44 protein-coding genes and 1 riboswitch are annotated in these 26,393 nt (G+C 24.9%); of the genes, 17 read left to right on the top strand and 27 right to left on the bottom strand.

The genetic code is table 4. The features are described from left to right. Nucleotides 1-128: 128 nt before the first annotated feature. From AACK86_RS07720 to AACK86_RS07690, 7 genes are all read right to left on the bottom strand, one after another. Entirely contained in the window at nucleotides 129-521 is a 393-nt protein-coding gene (locus tag AACK86_RS07720) for a transposase (RefSeq protein WP_422398359.1), read from the bottom strand. Further along, complete coding sequence (locus AACK86_RS07715; RefSeq protein WP_422398226.1) at nucleotides 506-958, bottom strand: helix-turn-helix domain-containing protein; 453 nt, start codon at nucleotides 956-958, stop codon at nucleotides 506-508. The genes AACK86_RS07720 and AACK86_RS07715 overlap by 16 nt, the downstream gene beginning before the upstream one ends. A 105-nt stretch (nucleotides 959-1,063) precedes the next feature. Further along, entirely contained in the window at nucleotides 1,064-1,612 is a 549-nt protein-coding gene (locus AACK86_RS07710) for a DUF1295 domain-containing protein (protein WP_422398225.1), read from the bottom strand. A 230-nt stretch (nucleotides 1,613-1,842) separates the two neighbouring features. After that, nucleotides 1,843-2,235: a transposase family protein gene (locus AACK86_RS07705; RefSeq protein ID WP_338982644.1), complete on the bottom strand. Its 393-nt coding sequence runs from the start codon at nucleotides 2,233-2,235 to the stop codon at nucleotides 1,843-1,845. Next, nucleotides 2,220-2,672: a transposase family protein gene (locus AACK86_RS07700; RefSeq protein WP_422398224.1), complete on the bottom strand. Its 453-nt coding sequence runs from the start codon at nucleotides 2,670-2,672 to the stop codon at nucleotides 2,220-2,222. Before AACK86_RS07700 ends, AACK86_RS07705 begins: the two co-directional genes overlap by 16 nt. Nucleotides 2,673-3,173: 501 nt before the next feature. Continuing rightward, entirely contained in the window at nucleotides 3,174-3,566 is a 393-nt protein-coding gene (locus AACK86_RS07695; protein ID WP_422398306.1) for a transposase family protein, read from the bottom strand. Then, complete coding sequence (locus tag AACK86_RS07690; protein WP_338982632.1) at nucleotides 3,551-4,003, bottom strand: transposase family protein; 453 nt, start codon at nucleotides 4,001-4,003, stop codon at nucleotides 3,551-3,553. Before AACK86_RS07690 ends, AACK86_RS07695 begins: the two co-directional genes overlap by 16 nt. Before the next feature lie 165 nt (nucleotides 4,004-4,168). On the opposite strand from AACK86_RS07690, the gene ffh reads away from it, so the two are divergent. Further along, nucleotides 4,169-5,509, top strand: a complete 1,341-nt coding sequence (ffh, locus tag AACK86_RS04225; protein WP_338981524.1) for a signal recognition particle protein — start codon at nucleotides 4,169-4,171, stop codon at nucleotides 5,507-5,509. Nucleotides 5,510-5,671: 162 nt separating this feature from the next. On the opposite strand, the gene AACK86_RS04220 is transcribed toward ffh, so the two are convergent. After that, a complete protein-coding gene (locus AACK86_RS04220) occupies nucleotides 5,672-5,899 on the bottom strand; it encodes a hypothetical protein (protein ID WP_338981521.1) in 228 nt (75 codons plus the stop codon). Nucleotides 5,900-6,215: 316 nt separating this feature from the next. Here AACK86_RS04220 and AACK86_RS07685 point away from each other — a divergent pair, with 316 nt between their 5' ends. Together AACK86_RS07685 and AACK86_RS07680 are read left to right on the top strand one after the other, a co-directional pair. Next, a complete protein-coding gene (locus tag AACK86_RS07685) occupies nucleotides 6,216-6,587 on the top strand; it encodes a helix-turn-helix domain-containing protein (RefSeq protein ID WP_422398223.1) in 372 nt (123 codons plus the stop codon). Continuing rightward, nucleotides 6,572-6,964 (top strand): transposase, encoded by a 393-nt coding sequence (locus tag AACK86_RS07680; RefSeq protein ID WP_422398370.1) that lies wholly within the window; start codon nucleotides 6,572-6,574, stop codon nucleotides 6,962-6,964. Before AACK86_RS07685 ends, AACK86_RS07680 begins: the two co-directional genes overlap by 16 nt. A 254-nt stretch (nucleotides 6,965-7,218) precedes the next feature. On the opposite strand, the gene AACK86_RS04210 is transcribed toward AACK86_RS07680, so the two are convergent. The 11 genes from AACK86_RS04210 to AACK86_RS07670 form a co-directional block, all read right to left on the bottom strand. Next, on the bottom strand, nucleotides 7,219-7,719 hold the full coding sequence (locus AACK86_RS04210) for a hypothetical protein (protein ID WP_338981519.1): 501 nt from the start codon (nucleotides 7,717-7,719) through the stop codon (nucleotides 7,219-7,221). Between the two features lie 41 nt (nucleotides 7,720-7,760). Continuing rightward, nucleotides 7,761-8,006 (bottom strand): hypothetical protein, encoded by a 246-nt coding sequence (locus tag AACK86_RS04205; RefSeq protein WP_338981516.1) that lies wholly within the window; start codon nucleotides 8,004-8,006, stop codon nucleotides 7,761-7,763. Between the two features lie 9 nt (nucleotides 8,007-8,015). Beyond that, nucleotides 8,016-8,342, bottom strand: coding sequence for a hypothetical protein (locus tag AACK86_RS04200; RefSeq protein WP_338981513.1), 327 nt, complete (start codon nucleotides 8,340-8,342; stop codon nucleotides 8,016-8,018). A 13-nt stretch (nucleotides 8,343-8,355) separates the two neighbouring features. Continuing rightward, nucleotides 8,356-9,345 (bottom strand): hypothetical protein, encoded by a 990-nt coding sequence (locus AACK86_RS04195; protein ID WP_338981511.1) that lies wholly within the window; start codon nucleotides 9,343-9,345, stop codon nucleotides 8,356-8,358. Between the two features lie 31 nt (nucleotides 9,346-9,376). Next, the gene (locus AACK86_RS04190) at nucleotides 9,377-9,613 is read right to left on the bottom strand and encodes a hypothetical protein (RefSeq protein WP_338981509.1); all 237 of its coding nucleotides are present in this window, start codon (nucleotides 9,611-9,613) and stop codon (nucleotides 9,377-9,379) included. 16 nt (nucleotides 9,614-9,629) lie between these two features. Next, on the bottom strand, nucleotides 9,630-9,815 hold the full coding sequence (locus AACK86_RS04185) for a hypothetical protein (RefSeq protein WP_338981507.1): 186 nt from the start codon (nucleotides 9,813-9,815) through the stop codon (nucleotides 9,630-9,632). 85 nt (nucleotides 9,816-9,900) lie between these two features. Then, nucleotides 9,901-10,095: a hypothetical protein gene (locus AACK86_RS04180; RefSeq protein WP_338981505.1), complete on the bottom strand. Its 195-nt coding sequence runs from the start codon at nucleotides 10,093-10,095 to the stop codon at nucleotides 9,901-9,903. A 73-nt stretch (nucleotides 10,096-10,168) separates the two neighbouring features. Beyond that, nucleotides 10,169-10,738: a rolling circle replication-associated protein gene (locus tag AACK86_RS04175; RefSeq protein ID WP_422398369.1), complete on the bottom strand. Its 570-nt coding sequence runs from the start codon at nucleotides 10,736-10,738 to the stop codon at nucleotides 10,169-10,171. A 208-nt stretch (nucleotides 10,739-10,946) separates the two neighbouring features. Then, nucleotides 10,947-11,435, bottom strand: coding sequence for a transposase family protein (locus tag AACK86_RS04170; RefSeq protein ID WP_422398222.1), 489 nt, complete (start codon nucleotides 11,433-11,435; stop codon nucleotides 10,947-10,949). Between the two features lie 155 nt (nucleotides 11,436-11,590). Then, entirely contained in the window at nucleotides 11,591-11,983 is a 393-nt protein-coding gene (locus AACK86_RS07675; RefSeq protein ID WP_422398368.1) for a transposase family protein, read from the bottom strand. Nucleotides 11,984-12,240: 257 nt separating this feature from the next. After that, nucleotides 12,241-12,420, bottom strand: coding sequence for a hypothetical protein (locus tag AACK86_RS07670; protein ID WP_422398221.1), 180 nt, complete (start codon nucleotides 12,418-12,420; stop codon nucleotides 12,241-12,243). Nucleotides 12,421-12,842: 422 nt separating this feature from the next. On the opposite strand from AACK86_RS07670, the gene AACK86_RS04160 reads away from it, so the two are divergent. The 5 genes from AACK86_RS04160 to AACK86_RS04140 all read left to right on the top strand — a co-directional run bounded on the left by AACK86_RS04160 (nucleotide 12,843) and on the right by AACK86_RS04140 (nucleotide 15,844). Next, nucleotides 12,843-13,781, top strand: a complete 939-nt coding sequence (locus AACK86_RS04160; RefSeq protein ID WP_338981502.1) for a hypothetical protein — start codon at nucleotides 12,843-12,845, stop codon at nucleotides 13,779-13,781. Nucleotides 13,782-13,931: 150 nt separating this feature from the next. Then, nucleotides 13,932-14,762 (top strand): hypothetical protein, encoded by an 831-nt coding sequence (locus AACK86_RS04155; protein WP_338981500.1) that lies wholly within the window; start codon nucleotides 13,932-13,934, stop codon nucleotides 14,760-14,762. Continuing rightward, the gene (locus AACK86_RS04150; RefSeq protein ID WP_338981499.1) at nucleotides 14,752-15,240 is read left to right on the top strand and encodes an alkaline phosphatase family protein; all 489 of its coding nucleotides are present in this window, start codon (nucleotides 14,752-14,754) and stop codon (nucleotides 15,238-15,240) included. The genes AACK86_RS04155 and AACK86_RS04150 overlap by 11 nt, the downstream gene beginning before the upstream one ends. After that, on the top strand, nucleotides 15,237-15,686 hold the full coding sequence (locus tag AACK86_RS04145) for an alkaline phosphatase (protein ID WP_338982686.1): 450 nt from the start codon (nucleotides 15,237-15,239) through the stop codon (nucleotides 15,684-15,686). Before AACK86_RS04150 ends, AACK86_RS04145 begins: the two co-directional genes overlap by 4 nt. Continuing rightward, the gene (locus tag AACK86_RS04140; protein ID WP_338968912.1) at nucleotides 15,680-15,844 is read left to right on the top strand and encodes a hypothetical protein; all 165 of its coding nucleotides are present in this window, start codon (nucleotides 15,680-15,682) and stop codon (nucleotides 15,842-15,844) included. The genes AACK86_RS04145 and AACK86_RS04140 overlap by 7 nt, the downstream gene beginning before the upstream one ends. Nucleotides 15,845-16,099: 255 nt before the next feature. Here the strand turns inward: AACK86_RS04140 and AACK86_RS07665 are convergent, their stop codons facing one another. The 8 genes from AACK86_RS07665 to AACK86_RS04110 all read right to left on the bottom strand — a co-directional run bounded on the left by AACK86_RS07665 (nucleotide 16,100) and on the right by AACK86_RS04110 (nucleotide 19,375). Continuing rightward, the gene (locus tag AACK86_RS07665; RefSeq protein WP_422398367.1) at nucleotides 16,100-16,492 is read right to left on the bottom strand and encodes a transposase family protein; all 393 of its coding nucleotides are present in this window, start codon (nucleotides 16,490-16,492) and stop codon (nucleotides 16,100-16,102) included. After that, nucleotides 16,477-16,761, bottom strand: coding sequence for a transposase family protein (locus AACK86_RS07660; protein ID WP_338982246.1), 285 nt, complete (start codon nucleotides 16,759-16,761; stop codon nucleotides 16,477-16,479). Before AACK86_RS07660 ends, AACK86_RS07665 begins: the two co-directional genes overlap by 16 nt. A 273-nt stretch (nucleotides 16,762-17,034) precedes the next feature. Continuing rightward, nucleotides 17,035-17,427, bottom strand: a complete 393-nt coding sequence (locus tag AACK86_RS07655; protein WP_422398306.1) for a transposase family protein — start codon at nucleotides 17,425-17,427, stop codon at nucleotides 17,035-17,037. After that, nucleotides 17,412-17,864, bottom strand: coding sequence for a transposase family protein (locus tag AACK86_RS07650; protein ID WP_422398220.1), 453 nt, complete (start codon nucleotides 17,862-17,864; stop codon nucleotides 17,412-17,414). The genes AACK86_RS07655 and AACK86_RS07650 overlap by 16 nt, the downstream gene beginning before the upstream one ends. 19 nt (nucleotides 17,865-17,883) lie before the next feature. Next, entirely contained in the window at nucleotides 17,884-18,120 is a 237-nt protein-coding gene (locus AACK86_RS04125; RefSeq protein WP_338981495.1) for a hypothetical protein, read from the bottom strand. 183 nt (nucleotides 18,121-18,303) lie between these two features. Continuing rightward, a complete protein-coding gene (locus AACK86_RS04120) occupies nucleotides 18,304-18,576 on the bottom strand; it encodes a hypothetical protein (RefSeq protein ID WP_338981492.1) in 273 nt (90 codons plus the stop codon). Nucleotides 18,577-18,707: 131 nt separating this feature from the next. Then, nucleotides 18,708-19,067 carry a hypothetical protein gene (locus AACK86_RS04115; RefSeq protein WP_338981490.1) on the bottom strand — a complete coding sequence of 120 codons (360 nt, stop codon included), beginning with the start codon at nucleotides 19,065-19,067 and terminating at the stop codon, nucleotides 18,708-18,710. A gap of 119 nt (nucleotides 19,068-19,186) precedes the next feature. Then, nucleotides 19,187-19,375, bottom strand: a complete 189-nt coding sequence (locus AACK86_RS04110; protein WP_338981488.1) for a hypothetical protein — start codon at nucleotides 19,373-19,375, stop codon at nucleotides 19,187-19,189. A 164-nt stretch (nucleotides 19,376-19,539) separates the two neighbouring features. Further along, a riboswitch (cobalamin riboswitch) is annotated at nucleotides 19,540-19,729 on the bottom strand. Between the two features lie 104 nt (nucleotides 19,730-19,833). Here AACK86_RS04110 and yihA point away from each other — a divergent pair. The 9 genes from yihA (at nucleotide 19,834) to AACK86_RS04070 (ending at nucleotide 26,366) form a co-directional block, all read left to right on the top strand. Further along, nucleotides 19,834-20,418, top strand: coding sequence for a ribosome biogenesis GTP-binding protein YihA/YsxC (yihA, locus tag AACK86_RS04105; RefSeq protein ID WP_338981486.1), 585 nt, complete (start codon nucleotides 19,834-19,836; stop codon nucleotides 20,416-20,418). A 26-nt stretch (nucleotides 20,419-20,444) separates the two neighbouring features. After that, nucleotides 20,445-20,813, top strand: coding sequence for a hypothetical protein (locus AACK86_RS04100; RefSeq protein ID WP_338981484.1), 369 nt, complete (start codon nucleotides 20,445-20,447; stop codon nucleotides 20,811-20,813). 69 nt (nucleotides 20,814-20,882) lie between these two features. Beyond that, nucleotides 20,883-21,263 carry a hypothetical protein gene (locus AACK86_RS04095; protein ID WP_338981482.1) on the top strand — a complete coding sequence of 127 codons (381 nt, stop codon included), beginning with the start codon at nucleotides 20,883-20,885 and terminating at the stop codon, nucleotides 21,261-21,263. Further along, on the top strand, nucleotides 21,229-21,471 hold the full coding sequence (locus AACK86_RS04090; protein ID WP_338981480.1) for a hypothetical protein: 243 nt from the start codon (nucleotides 21,229-21,231) through the stop codon (nucleotides 21,469-21,471). Before AACK86_RS04095 ends, AACK86_RS04090 begins: the two co-directional genes overlap by 35 nt. 13 nt (nucleotides 21,472-21,484) lie before the next feature. Continuing rightward, nucleotides 21,485-21,943 carry an HAD family hydrolase gene (locus AACK86_RS04085; RefSeq protein ID WP_338981478.1) on the top strand — a complete coding sequence of 153 codons (459 nt, stop codon included), beginning with the start codon at nucleotides 21,485-21,487 and terminating at the stop codon, nucleotides 21,941-21,943. Nucleotides 21,944-21,996: 53 nt separating this feature from the next. Next, the gene (locus AACK86_RS04080; RefSeq protein ID WP_338981476.1) at nucleotides 21,997-22,611 is read left to right on the top strand and encodes an HAD-IC family P-type ATPase; all 615 of its coding nucleotides are present in this window, start codon (nucleotides 21,997-21,999) and stop codon (nucleotides 22,609-22,611) included. 65 nt (nucleotides 22,612-22,676) lie between these two features. Further along, nucleotides 22,677-23,129 (top strand): transposase family protein, encoded by a 453-nt coding sequence (locus AACK86_RS07645; protein WP_422398219.1) that lies wholly within the window; start codon nucleotides 22,677-22,679, stop codon nucleotides 23,127-23,129. Then, entirely contained in the window at nucleotides 23,114-23,506 is a 393-nt protein-coding gene (locus AACK86_RS07640; RefSeq protein ID WP_422398306.1) for a transposase family protein, read from the top strand. Before AACK86_RS07645 ends, AACK86_RS07640 begins: the two co-directional genes overlap by 16 nt. Before the next feature lie 241 nt (nucleotides 23,507-23,747). Beyond that, nucleotides 23,748-26,366 carry a valine--tRNA ligase gene (locus AACK86_RS04070; protein WP_422398366.1) on the top strand — a complete coding sequence of 873 codons (2,619 nt, stop codon included), beginning with the start codon at nucleotides 23,748-23,750 and terminating at the stop codon, nucleotides 26,364-26,366. The last annotated feature ends 27 nt before the right edge of the window (nucleotides 26,367-26,393 follow it).

The following is a 26,393-nucleotide window of genomic DNA, read 5'->3' as shown; positions in this document are numbered from 1 at the left end:
GTAAAAAGACAGTAATAGAAAAATATAATTTTAATTAATTATGTCTTTTATCTAAAAAATTAATATTTTGCCACAACAAAAAACGAATTTATTATTTAAATTCTTTAATTTTAAATAAATCTTTTATGTTAAATTAATAATTGCAAATTATAAATTGAGGCAATTAAATTAAATCTTAAACCAAATCTTTTTCTACGATTACGATATTTTTCTGTCATAATTTTAAATTTTTTAAGAATAGCAAAAATATTTTCAATAATAATTCTCATTTTTGAAACTAGTCTATTATGTTGTTTTTGTGCTTTATTTAAATGGTTTTTCTTTGTTTTTTTTGTAGGTATTAGAACATTATTGTGAATTTTTTGTATTCCTTGATAACCACTATCAACTATTAATTTGGGATTTTTTAAAATTGGGATTTTTGATTCTTTAAATAAAGCATAATCATGTTTTTTCCCAAGTGAAAAACTTGTTGCAATAATTTTTCTGGTTTCTTGTTCGATAATTACTTGTGTTTTAATGGTGTGTTTTTTCTTTTTACCAGAATAAGATTGTTTTTGTCTTTTTTTGGGCGTTGGATTGGAGTTTCGGTAGCATCAATAATAATAGTTTTATCATTAAAATAATCATTTATTAGTGCTTTTTTACCAGCAAGTTGTTGAAAATCAGAGTTTTTAATTAAAATATCTTCAATTCACTTGATATTGCGATAACAATTAGCTTCACTAATTCCGAAATTTTTACCAAGATGAAAATAAGTCTGATATTCTCGTCAATATGATAAAGTCATAAATAATCTATTTTCTAGTGATAATTTATTAGTTTTACCACCTTTTTTAAATTTTTCTATTTCAGCTACTTGTAAAATATCTAACATTTTATTAAAAGTGGATTTTCTTATTCCTGTTAATCTTAAGCATTCTTTATCATTAAGAGTATTAAATTTATTATTGTTCATATTTTGATATCCTCATAAATTATATTTTATAAGAATATTTTAATAAAAAAGGTATCGCAAGAAGTCTATTATACAAATGCTTCATCAAATCATAATTTCGCCAAACTAGTTAGGATGACGAGAAATTTTTCATAATCCTGTTTGTAAAAATGGGGGGTGATTGTCTAATTGATAGAATTTATTTTTTTGATAATCGCTAATAATTTCAAAAAAGAAAAAACAAAGAAATAATATAAAAGGGATAAAATTATAATAATGGTTTTGAGAAAAATAATTTTTGTTAATTGATAAGGCAAATATTGTTGGTAAAGAAATAATGGCAACACTAATACCTTTAAGTAATCAAAAACTACCAAACTTAACGAAGGAATTACGCATTTTATCAAAACGATGATCTACTTTCGTTTTAATAATTCTTATAAAAAGATAACTTCCTAAGCGAAGGGCTCATATGTTAATAGCAGTGAACAGTAGAATTTGTGTTAAACTTCATTGTTTTTTTCAAGTTACAATAGTAATTGATAAAATAATAAAAGTTAATGTGTAAGTTAAATCTGTAAAAATATCAGATTTAAGAATAAAGGCAATGATAAAAAAAATTAAATTAATGCCGATGCTAATGAAAAAAATTCATATAATTATTAAATAATCCATTGGGGGGAGGTGGGGGGGGGGGGGGTATTCTCCTTAAAAACAGTTGTTTTGTTAATTATAATAGACTTCTTGCATAACCTATTAAAAAAATTACAAATATTTGTAAAAAGACAGTAATAGAAAAATATAATTTTAATTAATTATGTCTTTTATCTAAAAAATTAATATTTTGCCACAACAAAAAATGAATTTATTATTTAGATTCTTTAATTTTAAATAAATCTTTTATGTTAAATTAATAATTGCAAATTATAAATTGAGGCAATTAAATTAAATCTTAAACCAAATCTTTTTCTACGATTACGATATTTTTCTGTCATAATTTTAAATTTTTTAAGAATAGCAAAAATATTTTCAATAATAATTCTCATTTTTGAAACTAGTCTATTATGTTGTTTTTGTGCTTTATTTAAATGGTTTTTCTTTGTTTTCTTTGTAGGTATTAGAACATTATTGTGAATTTTTTGTATTCCTTGATAACCACTATCAACTATTAATTTGGTATTTTTTAAAATTGAGATTTTTGATTCTTTAAATAAAGCATAATCATGTTTTTTCCCAAGTGAAAAACTTGTTGCAATAATTTTTCTGGTTTCTTGTTCGATAATTACTTGTGTTTTAATGGTGTGTTTTTTCTTTTTACCAGAATAAGATTGTTTTTGTCTTTTTTTGGGCGTTGGATTGGAGTTTCGGTAGCATCAATAATAATAGTTTTATCATTAAAATAATCATTTATTAGTGCTTTTTTATCAGCAAGTTGTTGAAAATCAGAGTTTTTAATTAAAATATCTTCAATTCACTTGATATTCCGATAACAATTAGCTTCACTAATTCCGAAATTTTTACCAAGATGAAAATAAGTCTGATATTCTCGTCAATATGATAAAGTCATCAATAATCTATTTTCTAGTGATAATTTATTAGTTTTACCACCTTTTTTAAATTTTTCTATTTCAGCTACTTGTAAAATATCTAACATTTTATTAAAATTGGATTTTTTTATTCCTGTTAATCTTAACCATTCTTTATCATTAAGAGTATTAAATTTATTATTGTTCATATTTTGATATCCTCATAAATTATATTTTATAAGAATATTTTAATAAAAAAGGTATCGCAAGAAGTCTAATAGACTTCTTGCATAACCTATTAAAAAATTACAAATATTTGTAAAAAGACAGTAATAGAAAAATATAATTTTAATTAATTATGTCTTTTATCTAAAAAATTAATATTTTGCCACAACAAAAAATGAATTTATTAGACTTCTTGCATAACCTATTAAAAAATTACAAATATTTGTAAAAAGACAGTAATAGAAAAATATAATTTTAATTAATTATGTCTTTTATCTAAAAAATTAATATTTTGCCACAACAAAAAATGAATTTATTAGACTTCTTGCATAACCTATTAAAAAATTACAAATATTTGTAAAAAGACAGTAATAGAAAAATATAATTTTAATTAATTATGTCTTTTATCTAAAAAATTAATATTTTGCCACAACAAAAAATGAATTTATTATTTAAATTCTTTAATTTTAAATAAATCTTTTATGTTAAATTAATAATTGCAAATTATAAATTGAGGCAATTAAATTAAATCTTAAACCAAATCTTTTTCTACGATTACGATATTTTTCTGTCATAATTTTAAATTTTTTAAGAATAGCAAAAATATTTTCAATAATAATTCTCATTTTTGAAACTAGTCTATTATGTTGTTTTTGTGCTTTATTTAAATGGTTTTTCTTTGTTTTCTTTGTAGGTATTAGAACATTATTGTGAATTTTTTGTATTCCTTGATAACCACTATCAACTATTAATTTGGTATTTTTTAAAATTGGGATTTTTGATTCTTTAAATAAAGCATAATCATGTTTTTTCCCAAGTGAAAAACTTGTTGCAATAATTTTTCTGGTTTCTTGTTCGATAATTACTTGTGTTTTAATGGTGTGTTTTTTCTTTTTACCAGAATAAGATTGTTTTTGTCTTTTTTTGGGCGTTGGATTGGAGTTTCGGTAGCATCAATAATAATAGTTTTATCATTAAAATAATCATTTATTAGTGCTTTTTTACCAGCAAGTTGTTGAAAATCAGAGTTTTTAATTAAAATATCTTCAATTCACTTGATATTCCGATAACAATTAGCTTCACTAATTCCGAAATTTTTACCAAGATGAAAATAAGTCTGATATTCTCGTCAATATGATAAAGTCATCAATAATCTATTTTCTAGTGATAATTTATTAGTTTTACCACCTTTTTTAAATTTTTCTATTTCAGCTACTTGTAAAATATCTAACATTTTATTAAAAGTGGATTTTTTTATTCCTGTTAATCTTAACCATTCTTTATCATTAAGAGTATTAAATTTATTATTGTTCATATTTTGATATCCTCATAAATTATATTTTATAAGAATATTTTAATAAAAAAGGTATCGCAAGAAGTCTAATATAAATTCTCTCTTTGTATGATATCTATAAATTTCTTATTACATATGATATAATTATTAGCGAAGTTAAAATTTATAAATAAATGGGGTATAAAAATGTTTACTGATTTTTTGGCGAATCGTATTACTAAAGCTATTAAGAAGAATATTAAGACATCAACTTTAACAGAACAAAATATGGAAGCTACTTTAAGTGAAATTAAACTTGCTTTATTAGAGGCTGATGTTAATTTTAATGTTGTAAAAGAATTTGTTAATAATGTTCGTGACCTTGCAAAGGGAGAGTTTATTCTTGAAGGTTTAAAACCTGAACAAATGTTAATTAAAATTGTTCATAATGAGTTAATTCGTATTATGGGACATAAAGAACATTTATTGAATCTTAATAAACGACCAACAGTTATTATGATGGTGGGGTTACAAGGAAGTGGAAAAACAACCACAACAGCTAAGTTAGCAAATTTATTACGAAAAAAGTATCATAAGAATTCTTTGTTAGTTGCTTGTGATGTGTATCGGCCAGCAGCCATTGAGCAGTTAAAATCGTTAGGTAAGCAATTAGACATTCCTGTATTTTCATTGGATGATGAAAAAGATGTTGTTAAAATTGCTAACAATGCTCTTAATTATGCAATGGAAAATAAGTTTGATGTTGTTATTGTTGATACAGCAGGAAGATTGCATATTGATAGCGTATTAATGGATGAATTATCTAATTTAAAACAAAATATTAATCCTCAAGAAATTTTTATTGTTGTTGATGCGATGACAGGACAAGAAATAATTAATGTTACTGAACGGTTTCATCAATATCTTAATTTAACAGGAACAATTCTTTCTAAATTAGATGGTGATGCTCGTGGTGGGGCGGCACTTTCTATTAGTCATTTAACTAAAATTCCGATTATGTTTGCTGGTACAGGAGAAAGGGTTGAAGCATTAGATATTTTTTATCCTGAAAGAATGGCTGACCGAATTTTAGGGATGGGCGATGTCCAAAGTTTATTTGAAAAAGCTCAAGATGTTGTTGATGAAAGATCAATTCAGAAAACAATGAATCGGATGATGATGGGACAATTTGATTTAGATGATTTAGCTAATCAAATGAAACAAATGTCAAAGATGGGTAAACTTTCAGGAATAATTAAAATGATGCCGGGGGTTAATAATCTTAGTGATGCCAAAATTGAAGGTGCTGAAAGTAAACTATTAGTTACAAGAGCATTATTAGATTCAATGACTAAAAAAGAACGAAGAGATCCACGACTTTTAAAACATTTAAAAAGAAAAAATCGGATTATTAGAGGTTCGGGACGAAATGAAAAAGAATTTAATAATTTAATAAATCAATTTGAAAAAGCTAAAAAAAGTGTTGATGCAATGGCAAAACAAATTAAATCAGGAAGAATGCCAGATTTTAGTAAGTTTAAAAGATAAAGAATTTCTAATCCTTAGTTAAGAATTAGAAATTCTTTTATTTTTATTTAATTTTATGTCACGATTATCTTTTTGAAAGTAAGTATTTTAAAATTTCCGAAGATAAATTAGCATCACTAATATTAGTTAGTATGGTGCGTCCTTGATAAATTAAATCGGTCATTAAACCATTATATTTGGATGTAATCCCAAAACTAAATCCTCAATGCGGTAGTGTTGTCGATTTTTTTCATTACCTCATGGGTTATATGTTTTAGGATTTATTGTTAAGATAAATTCATTATTTTGATTTTTTTTATCTAATTTAAAGGCACAAGGATTAACTAAATCCATTGGTGAATTAATTACAGGTTTACCAGCAAAAATATATTGAGCGTATTCTTTATACATTGCTATTCATTTATCAGCTTGTTGTTGTGTTCAATCGCTTTTACTTTCTAGGTAAGGTGTGAAAACTAACTTGGTAATAAATAAAAATTTTATTTCGTTTCATCATAGTTGTTTTGTTATGGAGTTATTACGAAATCTTGGTATCATTTCATTGCCATTAGTATAATAGACTTCTTGCGATACCTTTTTTATTAAAATATTCTTATAAAATATAATTTATGAGGATATCAAAATATGAACAATAATAAATTTAATACTCTTAATGATAAAGAATGGTTAAGATTAACAGGAATAAAAAAAATCCACTTTTAATAAAATGTTAGATATTTTACAAGTAGCTGAAATAGAAAAATTTAAAAAAGGTGGTAAAACTAATAAATTTTCACTAGAAAATAGATTATTGATGACTTTATCATATTGACGAGAATATCAGACTTATTTTCATCTTGGTAAAAATTTCGGAATTAGTGAAGCTAATTGTTATCGGAATATCAAGTGAATTGAAGATATTTTAATTAAAAACTCTGATTTTCAACAACTTGCTGGTAAAAAAGCACTAATAAATGATTATTTTAATGATAAAACTATTATTATTGATGCTACCGAAACTCCAATCCAACGCCCAAAAAAAGACAAAAACAATCTTATTCTGGTAAAAAGAAAAAACACACCATTAAAACACAAGTAATTATCGAACAAGAAACCAGAAAAATTATTGCAACAAGTTTTTCACTTGGGAAAAAACATGATTATGCTTTATTTAAAGAATTAAAAATCCCAATTTTAAAAAATACCAAATTAATAGTTGGTAGTGGTTATCAAGGAATACAAAAAATTCACAATAATGTTCTAATACCTACAAAGAAAACAAAGAAAAACCATTTAAATAAAGCACAAAAACAACATAATAGACTAGTTTCAAAAATGAGAATTATTATTGAAAATATTTTTGCTATTCTTAAAAAATTTAAAATTATGACAGAAAAATATCGTAATCGTAGAAAAAGATTTGGTTTAAGATTTAATTTAATTGCCTCAATTTATAATTTGCAATTATTAATTTAACATAAAAGATTTATTTAAAATTAAAGAATTTAAATAATAAATTCATTTTTTGTTGTGGCAAAATATTAATTTTTTAGATAAAAGACATAATTAATTAAAATTATATTTTTCTATTACTGTCTTTTTACAAATATTTGTAATTTTTTTAATAGGTTATGCAAGAAGTCTAATATATTTCATTTTTAAACTCCTTAAATTAAGAAAATTGCATTACAAAAAATACGATTTTCAAGAATATTTATTAAATTACTAAATTAATGAGACACAACGGCGGGAAAGGATATTATATTTCATCTCTGTGAGTAATTTTGATTAGAAAATGTAATTTTAACATCAACGAGTTTATCAATATTATATCTCTCATAATAAGAACCGCCAGGAACATTGCCCTTAACAACTTTTGTTGCATTAGATTTATAAAAGTCTTGAACCGCTTTTTTAGTTGAAGAATCATCATATCTAAAACCATATTCAAAACCTTCAAAACCGGAATTAGGGACAACAATATCAGAGGGCAATTGATTTTTAACATTGCTAATATCTATAGCGGTTGAATTAAAACTAGGAACTATAGTTAAATAACTATTTGAAATTTCGGAAAACTCTAATTTACAATTATCGACACATTGACTAGGATTGGTGGCTCGTTTTTTCCGTTTCATAAAGAATTGTTCCATATTAGGTTTTGGTGGTTGTTTTGTATCAAAGAAGGCACTTAGAGGGACTAAACCAATAAAAACGATAAACCTAACCACGACATAAATTTATACATATCTATTTGTCCTTTCTTTTGCGTTTAACTTCTTAAAATAAAGTATATTGTTGATAAAATACAAATCGTTCCTAAAATTTGGAAAATTGGATGTTGAGAAAATAACCTTTTCATTGGTTTAAACAAATCTAAAATTTTAATATTATTTGATAAAACTTTATTAAAATATTCTAAACCTTCACCCACATAGACTCATAAACCTAAAAAGTCGTTTAAAGCAAAAATAGAAAAAACAGCAACAAGAATAAATAAAATTGTTAATTTAAACATTTTAAAAACCTACCTTTTTATTCGCCGTCCGTGTTGGTTAACTCACGGTCTGTTTTTAGAACTATTACCACTAAATTTCTTAATTGGACCACTAGATGATTGCTTCTTAGTTCCTCAATTAGCAACTGATTTTCGATATTTTTTACGAAAACCAACTTTTGGTCGTTCGATATGAATACCTAAAATGCCACCAATTACAATATTTATCACAAGCATAATTAGCGGAAAAATAATAATGCGAATATCTGTCCCGGGAATAGTTAAAGTTCAAATTAAATCAAAAACTTTATAAAACATATCGCCAATCAAACTAGCCATTTTTTCTAAGTTTTCCATTTTTTAAACTCCTTTACTTGTTTTTCTTATTCAGATTGTTTTTTAACTTAGTAAGTATCTTACTGAATTTTTCCATTTTTAAATATTCTAATGTTTCAATATCCATTACATTATCATTTCAAAATTTATGTTGATAATTATCATTCAAAGCACGATTACTTAATTCACGCAAGAATGATAAATATTTATTATCATAAAGGTTTAAAATTGACATCGGAATTTTCAATTTAAAGAAATAAATGTCTAATTCCGGAATGCTACGATACTTGATTTTGCGATCTTTTTTATCATTTTTAGCATTAATCAGAGTTAATCGTCATTGTTCGTATTCGCTTACTGATTTAAAAGTGCCGTAAATAACTTGTAAATAGGGCCGGAAAATACTAACTGGTTTTTTTCTAATACCAACAATTATTGAATTCGCAATATCACGAACTTTAACTCATATATGTTCAGCTCGTTGTCCGCTTGGTAATATGATATGGGCAAATTGGCGAGCCGAAGCGAAATATTCTTGTAAACCTTGGGTTACTCTATCATTTTCTTTATACTCAGTTCCTTCTAAAAATAAGTTAGTTTCATCTCATAACAGTAAATGCTTTTCATCTAAAATTGGATAATTATAATCTAAAAGTGACATATGCCCTAATGAAAGCATTTGTTTATCTGTAATCGGAAAAGTAGAAATCGTTTTTCAACCACTTAATAAGTAAGAAGCTAAAACCATTAAAGCGGTTTTTCCAGTTCCTAAAGCACCAATTACTAAATTTAAAGGTGAATTTAATAAGAAATTAATAAAACTTCGACGAGCAAAGAAATGAGAAATTTTAGTATATAAAATATACAAAGCAATTAATAAATAAATAATATCAAATAACATTCGTCAACTTTGGGGATTATAATAATGCAAAATCGCACCATAAAATCACGCAATAATAAATAAAGTGCGATTTAAAGTCACAAAATCATATAATCTTAAATTTATTTTTTTAAACAATAGCATCACTTAAATCACACTTTCTTTATTTTTATTACTATCTGCCGAGCATTAATTTTTCAAGCATTTTGAAAGCGATTAAAAATAAACCAATAATCACACCAAGCAAGAAAACTCAATATGTAGCAAAGAAATTAACGACATTTGGCATATTACCACCAATAATATCAGTTCAAATATTACCGAACGCTGTAATTAATGCTTTTCATAAGTTAGTAACCGCTTGTTCGCCAGTAATTTTTGCTGGTGCATCGGCCAAGAAAGTTCCAATCATATAATCACCCCCCCTTCTAAACGAAATATGATTTAACCTTATAAAATAAAATAACCATAAATAAGATAATGAATACTAATACCATTCAAAAGGCAATATTCGCTATTAAAAGTCAAAGTAGTTCTTTGGCTAAATCAATTTCTTTACCAGAAACTCACGCCGGAATAATTTTAATTTGAATAAATAAATCTCAAAAATACAACTTGGGGTGGTAAATCAGCAGTTGGATAAATTAATTCAATAATTATTTTTTTAAACATTTTCTAAACCTACTTTTTAATTTCTTTTTAATCTTGTTCTAACAAATTTCGTTTAAACTTTGCAATAAATATTCGTTGTGCATAAGTAAAATCTTTTGGCAACTGTTTTGCTTCACCGCCATATTTCTTTTTATCTTTAAAAAAACGATAAATATTAACCGCAATATAGTATGCTAGTAATAATGTTAAAATTGTAAAGAATACTAGCCCAAATATACTCATCTTTCTTTTCTCCTTAATTTTCTAATTTTTAATTGTTATTTTAAATTGCAATTTTTCTTTTATTTTTTAACTCCTAATTTTTCATTTTTCTTAGTTGATTTCTAAATCTTAAACTTTCTAATGAAACATAATTTGCACTTTCAAAGTCTATATAATTAATATTTTTAAATTCATAGATTGCTCCGCACATTTTGGTTTTAAATTTATTAACTGTTGATTTTAAGTATTTTACAAATTCAGAATTTACAGTTCGATTAACAATATTATTCAAAGTATCGGTAAATACTTGTTTTCTAGTAATGGGATTTTGACAGTTATATGAGAATTGATAAGCCTTGATATTTAAATCATATTGATTTAGTGATTTTTCATTCAGGACATTTTTAGTTATATATTTAGAGCAATATTTTACAACCATTTCATTAGTGTTTTCACGAACTCTAATATTTTTATTAATGCCATAAGGTCAAAATTGTAAAATAATTTTATGGGGTATTTTTTCGGTGATTAAAATATGAAAATGAATAACACCTCGTTTTTGATATTCATAGGTATACAAATACTTAATATTTTTATTTTTAACTTTAAATCAGTATTTTAATTTTTTAAAAAATTTATTTAAATCACGCTTACATTTTCTAATATCAAATTCATTAACATCAGCATAAGTAAGCGTTAAGAATAGACTTCTTGCATAACCTATTAAAAAAATTACAAATATTTGTAAAAAGACAGTAATAGAAAAATATAATTTTAATTAATTATGTCTTTTATCTAAAAAATTAATATTTTGCCACAACAAAAAATGAATTTATTATTTAAATTCTTTAATTTTAAATAAATCTTTTATGTTAAATTAATAATTGCAAATTATAAATTGAGGCAATTAAATTAAATCTTAAACCAAATCTTTTTCTACGATTACGATATTTTTCTGTCATAATTTTAAATTTTTTAAGAATAGCAAAAATATTTTCAATAATAATTCTCATTTTTGAAACTAGTCTATTATGTTGTTTTTGTGCTTTATTTAAATGGTTTTTCTTTGTTTTCTTTGTAGGTATTAGAACATTATTGTGAATTTTTTGTATTCCTTGATAACCACTATCAACTATTAATTTGGTATTTTTTAAAATTGGGATTTTTGATTCTTTAAATAAAGCATAATCATGTTTTTTCCCAAGTGAAAAACTTGTTGCAATAATTTTTCTGGTTTCTTGTTCGATAATTACTTGTGTTTTAATGGTGTGTTTTTTCTTTTTACCAGAATAAGATTGTTTTTGTCTTTTTTTGGGCGTTGGATTGGAGTTTCGGTAGCATCAATAATAGACTTCTTGCATAACCTATTAAAAAAATTACAAATATTTGTAAAAAGACAGTAATAGAAAAATATAATTTTAATTAATTATGTCTTTTATCTAAAAAATTAATATTTTGCCACAACAAAAAATGAATTTATTATTTAAATTCTTTAGTTTTAAATAAATCTTTTATGTTAAATTAATAATTGCAAATTATAAATTGAGGCAATTAAATTAAATCTTAAACCAAATCTTTTTCTACGATTACGATATTTTTCTGTCATAATTTTAAATTTTTTAAGAATAGTAAAAATATTTTCAATAATAATTCTCATTTTTGAAACTAGTCTATTATGTTGTTTTTGTGCTTTATTTAAATGGTTTTTCTTTGTTTTCTTTGTAGGTATTAGAACATTATTGTGAATTTTTTGTATTCCTTGATAACCACTATCAACTATTAATTTGGTATTTTTTAAAATTGGGATTTTTGATTCTTTAAATAAAGCATAATCATGTTTTTTCCCAAGTGAAAAACTTGTTGCAATAATTTTTCTGGTTTCTTGTTCGATAATTACTTGTGTTTTAATGGTGTGTTTTTTCTTTTTACCAGAATAAGATTGTTTTTGTCTTTTTTTGGGCGTTGGATTGGAGTTTCGGTAGCATCAATAATAATAGTTTTATCATTAAAATAATCATTTATTAGTGCTTTTTTACCAGCAAGTTGTTGAAAATCAGAGTTTTTAATTAAAATATCTTCAATTCACTTGATATTCAGATAACAATTAGCTTCACTAATTCCGAAATTTTTACCAAGATGAAAATAAGTCTGATATTCTCGTCAATATTATAAAGTCATCAATAATCTATTTTCTAGTGATAATTTATTAGTTTTACCACCTTTTTTAAATTTTTCTATTTCAGCTACTTGTAAAATATCTAACATTTTATTAAAAGTGGATTTTTTTATTCCTGTTAATCTTAACCATTCTTTATCATTAAGAGTATTAAATTTATTATTGTTCATATTTTGATATCCTCATAAATTATATTTTATAAGAATATTTTAATAAAAAAGGTATCGCAAGAAGTCTAATATTTAAGTTAAGATTAAAAAATATTAAATATAATATTGAAAATGAGCGAAGATTAATTGATGAATATTTTGAAGATAACCAAATATTTTTTAATCTTAAAAATCTTGATGATTTAACAGAAAAAATTAATAATGATTTAAAAAAAATTGATTCTAATATTGAAGTGGTAGTTAATTTTTCTAATGTTGCAAAAATCTTTCACTTTGTTATTTATCTTCAAGGAACGGTATTATTTTATAATATTGCTTGCTAGTTGATTAGATGCTTTAAAAAATGTCAGAATTAGTTTAGATATTTTGTTTTTCTTTTTTAAACAAGATAGGATATAATTAAATGAAGGAGGTTTTTTATAATGAGAAATTCTAATTTTACATTTCGCCGTTTTTTTATAATTTTTGCTAATGTTTTTGTGTTTATTGGCGCGTTCTTTGTGTTAACAATGATTGCTTTTTATACAATTGCAGCATTAAGAAATCAGATTACGGAGTTAACAGCTTATGATAATGATTTTCGTAGGGTAATTACTGATATTATAAATAAGGGTTATTTTCCAGTTGTAGCATTAATTATTTATATGGGAGCAATGCAATTAATTTATAGTGCTTTAATTATTAAATGAGCAATATCACTTAATGATGAGCAATTTATTAAACATCGTTGATTAATTTTAGTTTATAGTTTTTTTAATATGACATTTTTTACTGGATTTATGTTGCTTTCATTAGATCAAAAAAGAATTGAGACGGGTATTAAAGCGAAAAGAAAAATGGCATTACATGAATCAAGTGTTTTTGCTTTATCAGGTGCGATGTTAATAATGTTTACTGCTGTTTTACTATTGACAAAAAATCTTAATAGTGAAATTGTCAATATAAAACAACCCTTTGTTATTACTTTAAGTGTTGCTGGGGTATTCTTATTATTTGGGGTGATGGGCTTATTGTCAATTAGTAAATTAAAAAATGTTAATTTACCAGATAGTAATTCTTTACAAAATGTGCCAGTAATGTCGTTTAATGATCAGTTTGCTAAGTTAATGATTGGTTTTAGTATTATTTTTATATTAGTTAAAATGCTTATTGTTCTTGTAATTAATACTATTGGTTATTTAAGTCAAATGTTTAGTCGTGAAAATCGTGGATTTTTTAGTAATATTGGAGCAACGATAAATTTAATTTTTATGTATACTATTGTTTATCAAGTATTTCAAGCATTACTTCAAAAAGATGATCAACCGCTAGTCATTGATTTATCAAATGTTGATACTAAAAGACAACACCAACGGTTTTAAGTAATTTATTATTTAATAATTTTTAAAACTGCTTCGTATTTTTATTAAGAAGCAGTTTTTATTTGGGTGTGGGATAATATTATTAATTTTGAATTTTCTTTCATTTTTTTGCGTTATAATAGCAACTAGATAGAAGTAAGGAGACTTTTAATGCTTTATCAAAAAACTAAGAAGATTGTTAAACCACGAACAAATATTATTTTAATAGTTCTTGCAGGGTTAACAACTAAAATTAATAGTTTAAAGCAAACATTACCAAAAGAAAATATGATTTATTTTCAACAGCATCGTGCCATTTTACCAACTTTACCACCATATAATATGGCTTCAATTTTAACAGGTGCGCCATTGGAGTTTCACGGGGTTACTAATTGAGAAAACAATCGTTTGGTTACGGGGGTTTTGAATACTAAGGATAATATGTATCCAACATTTTTTTATAGTATTAAAAAGCAAAAGCCTGATTATAAATTAAGTGTAATTACTAATTTTCATATGATTAAAAATATGTTGGAAAAATTTTTGTTAGATGACTTTATTGTTAAGGATACCATTAATTATCTTGATGTTAATATTAATGAATATCAACTATTAACTATTTATGATGATGAAATGTATGATATTGGTGTTAAACAAGGTTTTAATACTAATGAGTATGCTTCATTATTGCAAGAAAAAGTTATTGCTATTAATGAAATGATTTTGAAAAATCCCCAATCAACAGTTATTATTACTTCAACATCTGGGGGATATCATCAAGGAGTTGAGAATCAAGGCGGATTAGATTCGCGTGAATTAGTTATTCCTTTAAATATAATTGATAGTCATTTACAAGGGAAAACTCATAAAATTGTTAGACCAACTAGTAATGTTGATATTGCATCAATAATTGCTTATTTAATTGGTGTTGATTTAGTTCAAGCTTCAACGACTAATATTTATGAGGTTTTGCATAAGGTAGGAATAAAATATGTTGAATAATATTAAGTATATTGTTATTTTTGGGTCGGATGCTTATGGATCATATTTACTAGAAGATAATGCCGGAAGTACTTTTAAAATGTTAATGGAAAAAGGCGCATATTCGTTAAATAGTCGGAGTGTTGTTCCGATTATGTCTAGTGTTAACTGAACATCATTATTATGTGGGACCGCACCTAATTTTCATGGGCGTACGCAGTGAGATTCTGAAACAGGTGATGCAAAAAGTGTTTATGATTATGTGAATAATAAAAATGTCCCTAGTATTTTTACATTATTTAAAAAGCAAACTAATTTGAAAACAGCAGCATTTTTTCGTTGATCGCAATTCCAATATATTTTAGATGTTAATTCATTAGATTATTGAAGTAATGTGATGGTTAAAGATGTTGATTCTTGAAAACCAACTAAGAAAACTATTTGAATTAGTAGTAATGATAACATTAAACCTAATCAGATGATTATTGTCAATATTTAATTGCTAAAAAACCAGAATTATCTTTTGTTTATGTTAATGAACCAGATACTGTTGGACATAAGATTGGTCATCAAACAACAGAAATTAAAGCAATGGCGATGCAAGTTGATTTGTGAGTTAAACAGGTTTTAGAAACGATTAGTCATATTCCAAAAATGAAAGATAATACATTATTTGTTTTTATTGCTGATCATGGTGGTAAAGGTCAAGGTGATGATTGTCACGGTAATTTTAATGATTATGAGATTAAAGTACCAGTGTTCTTTTATGGTGCTGGTGTTAAAAATACAGGGCAGTTTTTAGAGCAAACTATTCAATATGATATTACAGCCACATTGGCTTGATTAATGGAGTTGGATAGACCTGATTATTGACAAGGAAGAGTTATTTATTCACCATTTATTAGTTATCAAGAATATTATGAGGATGTGATATCGGAATGTTAATTATTGAACAAAAAGACTTAAATTTATTTCGAATTATGCATAATGATAAATGATTGTATAAGGTTTTTTCTTTGCCCAAAGCATTGCAAATTGCTAAAGAATATCAAAAGAAAATTAATAAATCGTTAACAATTAAAATAATTTTACAAAATCAATAATTAGCAAGTAACTGATTAAAAGCTGATAGAAAATTTTGGTAATAGTACTCTTAGTAAAGAGTACTATTTTATTTGCTTTTAATTAATAGACTTCTTGCATAACCTATTAAAAAAATTACAAATATTTGTAAAAAGACAGTAATAGAAAAATATAATTTTAATTAATTATGTCTTTTATCTAAAAAATTAATATTTTGCCACAACAAAAAACGAATTTATTATTTAAATTCTTTAATTTTAAATAAATCTTTTATGTTAAATTAATAATTGCAAATTATAAATTGAGGCAATTAAATTAAATCTTAAACCAAATCTTTTTCTACGATTACGATATTTTTCTGTCATAATTTTAAATTTTTTAAGAATAGCAAAAATATTTTCAATAATAACTCTCATTTTTGAAACTAGTCTATTATGTTGTTTTTGTGCTTTATTTAAATGGTTTTTCTTTGTTTTCTTTGTAGGTATTAGAACATTATTGTGAATTTTTTGTATTCCTTGATAACCACTATCAACTATTAATTTGGTATTTTTTAAAATTGGGATTTTTGATTCTTTAAATAAAGCATAATCATGTTTTTTCCCAAGTGAAAAACTTGTTGCAATAATTTTTCTGATTTCTTGTTCGATAATTACTTGTGTTTTAATGGTGTGTTTTTTCTTTTTACCAGAATAAGATTGTTTTTGTCTTTTTTTGGGCGTTGGATTGGAGTTTCGGTAGCATCAATAATAATAGTTTTATCATTAAAATAATCATTTATTAGTGCTTTTTTACCAGCAAGTTGTTGAAAATCAGAGTTTTTAATTAAAATATCTTCAATTCACTTGATATTCCGATAACAATTAGCTTCACTAATTCCGAAATTTTTACCAAGATGAAAATAAGTCTGATATTCTCGTCAATATGATAAAGTCATCAATAATCTATTTTCTAGTGATAATTTATTAGTTTTACCACCTTTTTTAAATTTTTATATTTCAGCTACTTGTAAAATATCTAACATTTTATTAAAAGTGGATTTTTTTATTCCTGTTAATCTTAACCATTCTTTATCATTAAGAGTATTAAATTTATTATTGTTCATATTTTGATATCCTCATAAATTATATTTTATAAGAATATTTTAATAAAAAAGGTATCGCAAGAAGTCTATTATTTAAATTCTTTAATTTTAAATAAATCTTTTATGTTAAATTAATAATTGCAAATTATAAATTGAGGCAATTAAATTAAATCTTAAACCAAATCTTTTTCTACGATTACGATATTTTTCTGTCATAATTTTAAATTTTTTAAGAATAGCAAAAATATTTTCAATAATAATTCTCATTTTTGAAACTAGTCTATTATGTTGTTTTTGTGCTTTATTTAAATGGTTTTTCTTTGTTTTCTTTGTAGGTATTAGAACATTATTGTGAATTTTTTGTATTCCTTGATAACCACTATCAACTATTAATTTGGTATTTTTTAAAATTGGGATTTTTGATTCTTTAAATAAAGCATAATCATGTTTTTTCCCAAGTGAAAAACTTGTTGCAATAATTTTTCTGGTTTCTTGTTCGATAATTACTTGTGTTTTAATGGTGTGTTTTTTCTTTTTACCAGAATAAGATTGTTTTTGTCTTTTTTTGGGCGTTGGATTGGAGTTTCGGTAGCATCAATAATAATAGTTTTATCATTAAAATAATCATTTATTAGTGCTTTTTTACCAGCAAGTTGTTGAAAATCAGAGTTTTTAATTAAAATATCTTCAATTCACTTGATATTGCGATAACAATTAGCTTCACTAATTCCGAAATTTTTACCACGATGAAAATAAGTCTGATATTCTCGTCAATATGATAAAGTCATCAATAATCTATTTTCTAGTGATAATTTATTAGTTTTACCACCTTTTTTAAATTTTTCTATTTCAGCTACTTGTAAAATATCTAACATTTTATTAAAAGTGGATTTTTTTATTCCTGTTAATCTTAACCATTCTTTATCATTAAGAGTATTAAATTTATTATTGTTCATATTTTGATATCCTCATAAATTATATTTTATAAGAATATTTTAATAAAAAAGGTATCGCAAGAAGTCTATTGTTTAATCATCCTTTAGTATCTCAATATTCGCTATTAGGAGATAATTTTTTATTTTGATAGTATACTTTAACATCATCTTTTGTAAGGATAGGTTCTTGAATTTGTGAATAGTTGTTATTATTTAAATTATTTCATAGATTGGGGGTTATTGCTAATATTGGTATTAAAAAAATTGCTTGTTTCATTTTAATTCCTGCTTTCAGTTTGGATTACTGATATTTAATATGAAAGTATCAGTTATAGTGGCAACTATAATGTGTAGTAATTATCTGACAAATACTATTAATACCAGAAGGTTGTCTTTTAAAAGTTAAGTTAGGAAATATTGTTGATTGTAAGGTAATGTCACTGTAAAATACGAATAACATTTATGGATGAGAAAATTCTGGTTTTCACATTTCTTGATGTTCATATTTAATGTTACCAGTGAAGTCATTGTCGGGTACTAATGCCTTGTGATAATTACTAAGTTTTAAAGACTTAATTTTTAAAGAACCAACTTGTTGTTTAATAATATTATTGAATTCTTTATTAATAAGTGGTTTTAAATCAGTAGCAGTTTTTCTTAAACTTCCGAGATTAAGTTCAATACTCCCAATAATTTCTTGTGCTGTGGTATATTTATTTAACGCTTTTTGCATATTCGCTTGATATTGTTCTTGTTATTTAAAATTATAAATTTGATTTTCCTTAATTTTATTACATCCATATATATTTAAAACTAATGAAAATCAAATACTACTACTAGTTAGTTTTTTAAGGTATGATGTCATTATCGCTTCCTTTGATAAATAATGTCGCCATTTTCGTTATAAGTTAATAATTCGTGTTCGTTGTATGAAGGAATTTTATTATCATTATTAGTTGCTTCATATCAACAGCCTCGTTTAAGTGGATGAGAATTTTTGTTGAATTGATAAACATATGATAATTGAAAAATTTTTGCTTGTGAATTATTAATACTAGTGGCAGTTAATTTATCATTATTAAAAATGAAAGGGCAACTATTAATGATACTTATTGAAGCATTGTTAGTTTTAAGATAACCTCGTGGTTTATTTAAAACTTGGCTTGTATTTCCGTTTTTAACGAGAATATCACCAATAAAGTTATCATATTGATTTTGACTCATTGATTGTACCTCACGAAAATAAAAGGTTTGATTGTTATTTAACATATCTTGTAATGGTTCACTGGGATTGGAAATCCGACTTCAACTTAAATTTGTTCCTAAATTATTTATTGTTGCTATTAAGATATTTTTTTTAAAATTACTGCTAAAAGTGCATCATCATCATTATTAATTTGCTTTTGATATTTTTTGATAATTTCTGGTTTTAATAACCCTTGTTCATTAACATAAGGTTGATATCATTTTTTAAATTGTAGTTCGGCATTATTAGTTAATTGATTGCAACTTGTTAACCCAATAATATTCATATTGATTATTGTTAATGCAATGATTACTTTTAAATATTTCAAATAAATTGTTAATTACCTCCTTACAATAAAAATACTTATTCTCTCTAAGAAAGAATAAGTAAAAGATGTTAATTTTATTAAAAAATTAAGCATAATTCAGTCTCATTCCTAGGAGAACTCAAAAATTTAAGCAATATAAGGCAGGTCTCCTGACTTAACATCAACCAATAATTATGCCTTCTCAAAAAACCAATTTTTAATGGCGAATATAATTATTGTCCGTATCACAGTTGCTGGGACAGTTTTAGAATAATACTAAATTCCCTTTTCATAATTACAATTAAGTAATTAACCTTACAAACTAAATAGTTGTATATTTTTATTCTATACGATAAAATTTTAGGCACAAGGTAAAATTTTAATAAAATTAAAAATTATTTCATTTTTAATTTTAAAAAATAAAAGTGGTGAAAACAATGAAAATTACTAAGAGTGTGTTTCTTAAAGGTGCTATTAATAAGGAACAATGAATTGATGATGAGATTAGTGAAGTATTGTTATTAGGACGAAGTAATGTTGGAAAATCAACATTTATTAATTGTTTATGTAATAATAAACAATTAGCAAAGGTGTCTAGTTCGCCTGGTAAAACACAAATGCTTAATTTTTTTGCTATTAATGATAATGAATTTCGTTTTGTTGATTGCCCTGGTTATGGTTTTGCAAAAATAAGTAAGAGTATTAAAAAACAATTTGTTAAAATGATGGATACTTATTTATTAGAGCGAAAAAATTTAAAGTTAGCAATCTTATTATTAGATTTAAGACGAATTCCTAATGCTGATGATTTAGTAATGTTTAATTTTTTACGAGAACGAAATATTAATATTCTCATTGTTACTACGAAGTTAGATAAACTAAAAAAAAATGATATTGGAAAGCAAGAAAAAATAATTAAACAAACATTGCTGATTATTAATGATATTGACATTATTAAAACATCAAGTATTAGTAAAATGGGTTATGATGCTGTTCTTGAAAAAATTACTGAATATATTTAAAAACTAAGTTTAGAGGTAGAGTTATAATGAAATTAAGAAAGATCAAGTCAAATAGCAATCTTTGTCATCAGAAGCATTTAACACATACTGATAAACAACATCGTTGATTTGAAATCAAAGAAATTTTACGCTCAGTTTTTGCTATTTTATTAGTTATTCCGATGTGAATATCAATGGGTAAAGTAAATCCATTAGCAGTATATTTTGGAAATCCAATTATTCAATTAATGCTTGCGAGTATTGTCCAGTTTATTTTAGGATTTAATTTTTATAAAGCCTGATATCAAGAATTGTTTCAACAACGACGAGTCGGTATGTATTCATTAATCATTTTGTCGTCTTTGGTGGCATTTATTTATAGTATTTATTTAATTGTTTTGATGTTACAATATTAACCATATGGTAAGCAACATATTATTGGTTTATTTCAAGGAATTAGTCATCAACAATTAATGAATTATATGATGATTGATAATAAATTTCAACATATGTATTTTGAGATTGGGGCTTCAATTATAGCTTTTGTTTTAGTCGGCGATGCAATATCGCAAATAGTTCGTAATCGTGCGATTGATGGCTTACAAGATTTAATAGGTTATGCAAGAAGTCTAATGTCGTTACAAGTAAAAGAGGCGACTATTTTTAAAGAAAATAATAAATATGTAACAATTGCTGCTATTGATATTAAAATTGATGATCAGTTATTAGTTAAAAAGGGTGATAAAATTCCTACTGATGGTGTTTTAATGGGGGAATTAGCATATATTAATGATTCATTAATTACAGGTGAAAGTCAAATTGTAAAAAAAATTGACTGGTGAATTATTAATTGGTGGTTCTGCTAATGCTGTTGAAGCTTTTATAATGCGAGCAACAAAAATTGGTAATGAAACGATATTAGCAAGTATTATTAATAAAGTAGAACAATTGCAACAACAAAAAACCAATTTACAAAAGATTGCTGATAGGATTGCGGCGATTTTTGTTCCTTTTGTTTTAGGGTTAGCATTATTAGTTTTTTTTAGTTTATGCTTTTATTTTACCGTTATTTAATTTATCATTTATTATGTCTGATCCTTATGGTATTGCTATTAAAACTGCAATTTCAACATTAATTATTGCTTGTCCTTGTGCTTTGGGATTAGCAACACCTTTAGCAATAACTGTGGGAATTGCAAAGTCAACCCAAGAAGGAATTATTTTTAATAAAGTTCATGCTTTTGAAAAAATTAATCAAATTGATATTGTTGCTTTTGATAAAACCGGAACTGTTACTGATGGCAAATTAAGTATTAAGGCTATTTATGGTGAAGAAAAGCATATTACTTTTGCTGTGAGTTTAGAAAATTTATCAGCGCATCCAATTGCTACTGCTTTTAAAGCATACCAAGAAGCATATAATATTAGTAAAGTATCCTTGACGGATGTGAAAGAAACTATTGGTTTTGGCATTCAAGGGTTATGTAATAAACAGCGAGTTACGATTTCTTCGGTTACTAAATTATTAGAAAAAAATTTGTTTTAGCAGTTCCTTTACAAAGAATTGTTGAAAAAAGCAAAGAAATTAATCAATTGATATTGGGGTTAGCAATTGATAAAGTTATTGTAACTTTATTTGTGTTAGAGGATCAGATTAAGTTAAATGCGATTAAAACGGTTGCTAAGTTGAAGCAAGAAGGTATTGAAGTTTATATGATTAGTGGTGATAATGAAGTTATTACTAGAGGAGTTGCTACTGCTATTGGTATTGAGCATTACTTTGCTAATATTCAACCATTAGATAAAGCTAATCTTATTAAGAAATTGCAAAAACAAGATAAAAAAGTGGCTTTTGTTGGTGATGGTGTTAATGATAGTATTGCTTTACAACAAGCTGATTTATCAATTGCGATGGGAACAGGAGCGGAAATCGCAGTTAATCTTAGTGATATTATTATCATTAAACCTGATGTTTTAAATATTTATAAAGCGATTGTGTTAACGAAGCAAACAAGAAGGGTTATTTGAACTAATTTTATGTGAGCATTTTGTTATATCCTTATTGCCTTACCAGTAGCAATGTTATCTGGTTGATTTTGAATATCAATTCCTAATTTTGAATTTGCAATTTTTGCAGCCGCGGCGATGGCATTTTCTGATCTTACTGTTGTTTTAAATTCATTATATTATCGTTGAAAAAAGATTAAATATTAGACTTCTTGCGATACCTTTTTTATTAAAATATTCTTATAAAATATAATTTATGAGGATATCAAAATATGAACAATAATAAATTTAATACTCTTAATGATAAAGAATGGTTAAGATTAACAGGAATAAAAAAATCCACTTTTAATAAAATGTTAGATATTTTACAAGTAGCTGAAATAGAAAAATTTAAAAAAGGTGGTAAAACTAATAAATTATCACTAGAAAATAGATTATTGATGACTTTATCATATTGACGAGAATATCAGACTTATTTTCATCTTGGTAAAAATTTCGGAATTAGTGAAGCTAATTGTTATCGCAATATCAAGTGAATTGAAGATATTTTAATTAAAAACTCTGATTTTCAACAACTTGCTGGTAAAAAAGCACTAATAAATGATTATTTTAATTATAAAACTATTATTATTGATGCTACCGAAACTCCAATCCAACGCCCAAAAAAAGACAAAAACAATCTTATTCTGGTAAAAAGAAAAAACACACCATTAAAACACAAGTAATTATCGAACAAGAAACCAGAAAAATTATTGCAACAAGTTTTTCACTTGGCAAAAAACATGATTATGCTTTATTTAAAGAATCAAAAATCCCAATTTTAAAAAATACCAAATTAATAGTTGATAGTGGTTATCAAGGAATACAAAAAATTCACAATAATGTTCTAATACCTACAAAGAAAACAAAGAAAAACCATTTAAATAAAGCACAAAAACAACATAATAGACTAGTTTCAAAAATGAGAATTATTATTGAAAATATTTTTGCTATTCTTAAAAAATTTAAAATTATGACAGAAAAATATCGTAATCGTAGAAAAAGATTTGGTTTAAGATTTAATTTAATTGCCTCAATTTATAATTTGCAATTATTAATTTAACATAAAAGATTTATTTAAAATTAAAGAATTTAAATAATAAATTCATTTTTTGTTGTGGCAAAATATTAATTTTTTAGATAAAAGACATAATTAATTAAAATTATATTTTTCTATTACTGTCTTTTTACAAATATTTGTAATTTTTTTAATAGGTTATGCAAGAAGTCTATTATATTAATTAAGTATCATTTTTTATATTTCTTAATGTTTGATATAATTATTGAAAATAAGTAGGAGAGAATTAATGAAATCATTAAATAAAAAATATGAGCATTTTGAAGTAGAAAATGGTAAGTATGATTATTGATTAGAAAAACGATTATTTAGTGCTGATAATATTAATAATAAACCTGTTTTTAGTATGATTTTGCCTCCACCTAATATTACTGGTAAATTACATTTGGGTCATGCTTGGAATAATACTTTACAAGATGTTATGGCGCGTTATAAAGTTTTAACTGGTTATGGTGTTACTTGATTTCCGGGAATGGATCATGCGGGGATTGCTACCCAAGTAAAAGTTGCTGAAAGAATATGAGATGAAGAGAAAAAACGGATTACTAGTTCTTCTCGTGATCAGTTTATTACTAAAGTTAATTCGTGAAAGGATGAATATGCTAAGATAATTCGTGAGCAATGAGCAAAATTAGGATTAGCATTAGATTATCGTTATGAGAAATTTACTTTGGATAGTGATGTTAATCAGTTAGTTAATGAAACATTTGTTAAATTATATAATGATGGTTTAATTTATCGTGGCAAAAAAATTATTAATTGAGACCCACAATTAAAAACAGCGTTATCAAATATGGAAGTAACTTATAAAGAAGTTCAAGGTAAAATGTATTATCTTAATTATCCCTTAGTAGATAGTGATGAAATGATTACAATTGCCACAACAAGACCAGAAACGATGTTTGCTGATCAAGCCTTAGTTTTTCATCCTAATGATGTTCGTTATCAAAAGTATCTTCATAAAGAAGTTATTAATCCGGTTAATAAACAAAGAATTCCGATAATTGCTGATGAATACATTGTAATGGAATTTGGAACAGGAATAATGAAATGTACGCCTGCTCATGATTTTAATGATTATCAAATTGCTAAAAGACATAATTTGGATTTAATTATTTGTATGGATTCTGGTGGCATAATGAATGCCACAGCTTTACAATATGAGGGATTAGACCGTTTTGTTTGTCGACAGCAGTTAATAGGTGATTTAGAAAAACAAAATTTAGTTGTTAAAATTGTTGATTTTGTTCATCAAGTAGGATATTCAGAACGCAGTGATGTTATTATTGAACCATATTTATCAGAACAATGATTTGTTAAAATGCAACCATTAGTAAATAAAGCTTTAAAATTACAAAATAGTGCTGATGCGATTTTGTTTTATCCATCAAGATTTGCAAATATTTTAGATCAATGGTTAGAAAATATTCAGGATTGATGTATCTCCCGACAATTATGATGGGGTCATCAATTGCCAGTATGATATCATCAAGATACTAAGGAAATTATTGTGGCCATAACACCTCCTAATAAAGAAGAATGAGTACAAGATAGTGATGTTTTAGATACTTGATTTTCTAGTGCTTTGTGACCTTTAATATTTGCGCAACAAAATAATGATAAATTATTTTTTAAAAAATATTTGCCAAATTCCTTGTTAGTTACTGGTTATGATATTATTTTCTTTTGAATTAGTCGGATGATTTTTGAATCATTATATTTAGTTAATAAAAAACCTTTCAAAGCAGTATTAATTCATGGTTTAATTCGTGATGAACAAGGAAGAAAAATGTCAAAATCTTTAGGTAATGGGATTGATCCAATGGATATTATTACTGAGTATGGTGCTGATAGTTTACGATTTTTTTTATTAACTAATAGTACTCCGGGGCAAGATTTACGATTTAGTATTACTAAAGTTCGTTCTTCGTGAAATTTTATCAATAAACTTTGAAATGCTAGCAGATATGTGCTTTTAAATTTAGCCGATGATTTTAAGCCAGTGAATAATATTTTAGATTTACAATTAGAAGCTGTTGATTATTGAATTTTAAATAATTTTAATTTTGTTCTTGAAAAAGTGCAAGCAAATATGGAGAAATATGAATTTGTTGTTAGTGGTAAATATCTTTTTAATTTTGTTTGAGATGATTTTTGTTCTTGATATATTGAGTTATCAAAAAGTAATTTACAAAATCCTAAAACTAAAATGGGGTCAATTCAAGTCTTATTTTATCTTTTAAAACAAATTATTATTTTATTGCATCCTTTAATTCCTTTTGTAACTGAAGAAATTTATCAAAAAATGTTTAATAATGGCAAATCAATTATGGAAGAAAAATATCCGATAGTTTTAGAAAATATTGCTCCCGTAAATTATTTAGTTAACGTTATTAATATTACAACAGTTATTAGAGAATTACGAGCAACAAGAAATATTAAGCATCACATTGCTTTGAATTTTAATTTAAATTCTGATAATCAAGATTATCAGAAATATGCTCAGGAAATTAATGGTTTTTTGCAAAAGTTAACTAATAGTCAAATGACAACTATTAATGAGAAAATATCTCATTTAGGACAAACAATCGCGCTTCCTTTAATTGATGGAACAATTGATGTTTTTTTAGATATGACAATTAATAAAAAAGAACAACAATTATTTATTCAAAAGCAGTTACAAGATATTCATTATGAGTTAGAACGAAGTAAAACAATATTAAATAATGAACAGTTTTTAAATAAGGCACCAATTGCAAAAGTTAATGCTGAAAAGCATAAATATGAACAGTATGAAGAATTATATAAACAATTGCAAAAAAAATTACAAGACATTTTATCTTAGTTATTAATAAATATTTTAAAGGAAATT

Source organism: Spiroplasma endosymbiont of Eupeodes luniger (genome assembly GCF_964019525.1).
In the GTDB taxonomy this organism is placed as follows: Bacteria; Bacillota_I; Bacilli_A; order Mycoplasmatales; family Nriv7; genus Nriv7.
This window is presented reverse-complemented; position numbering and strand designations above follow the sequence as displayed.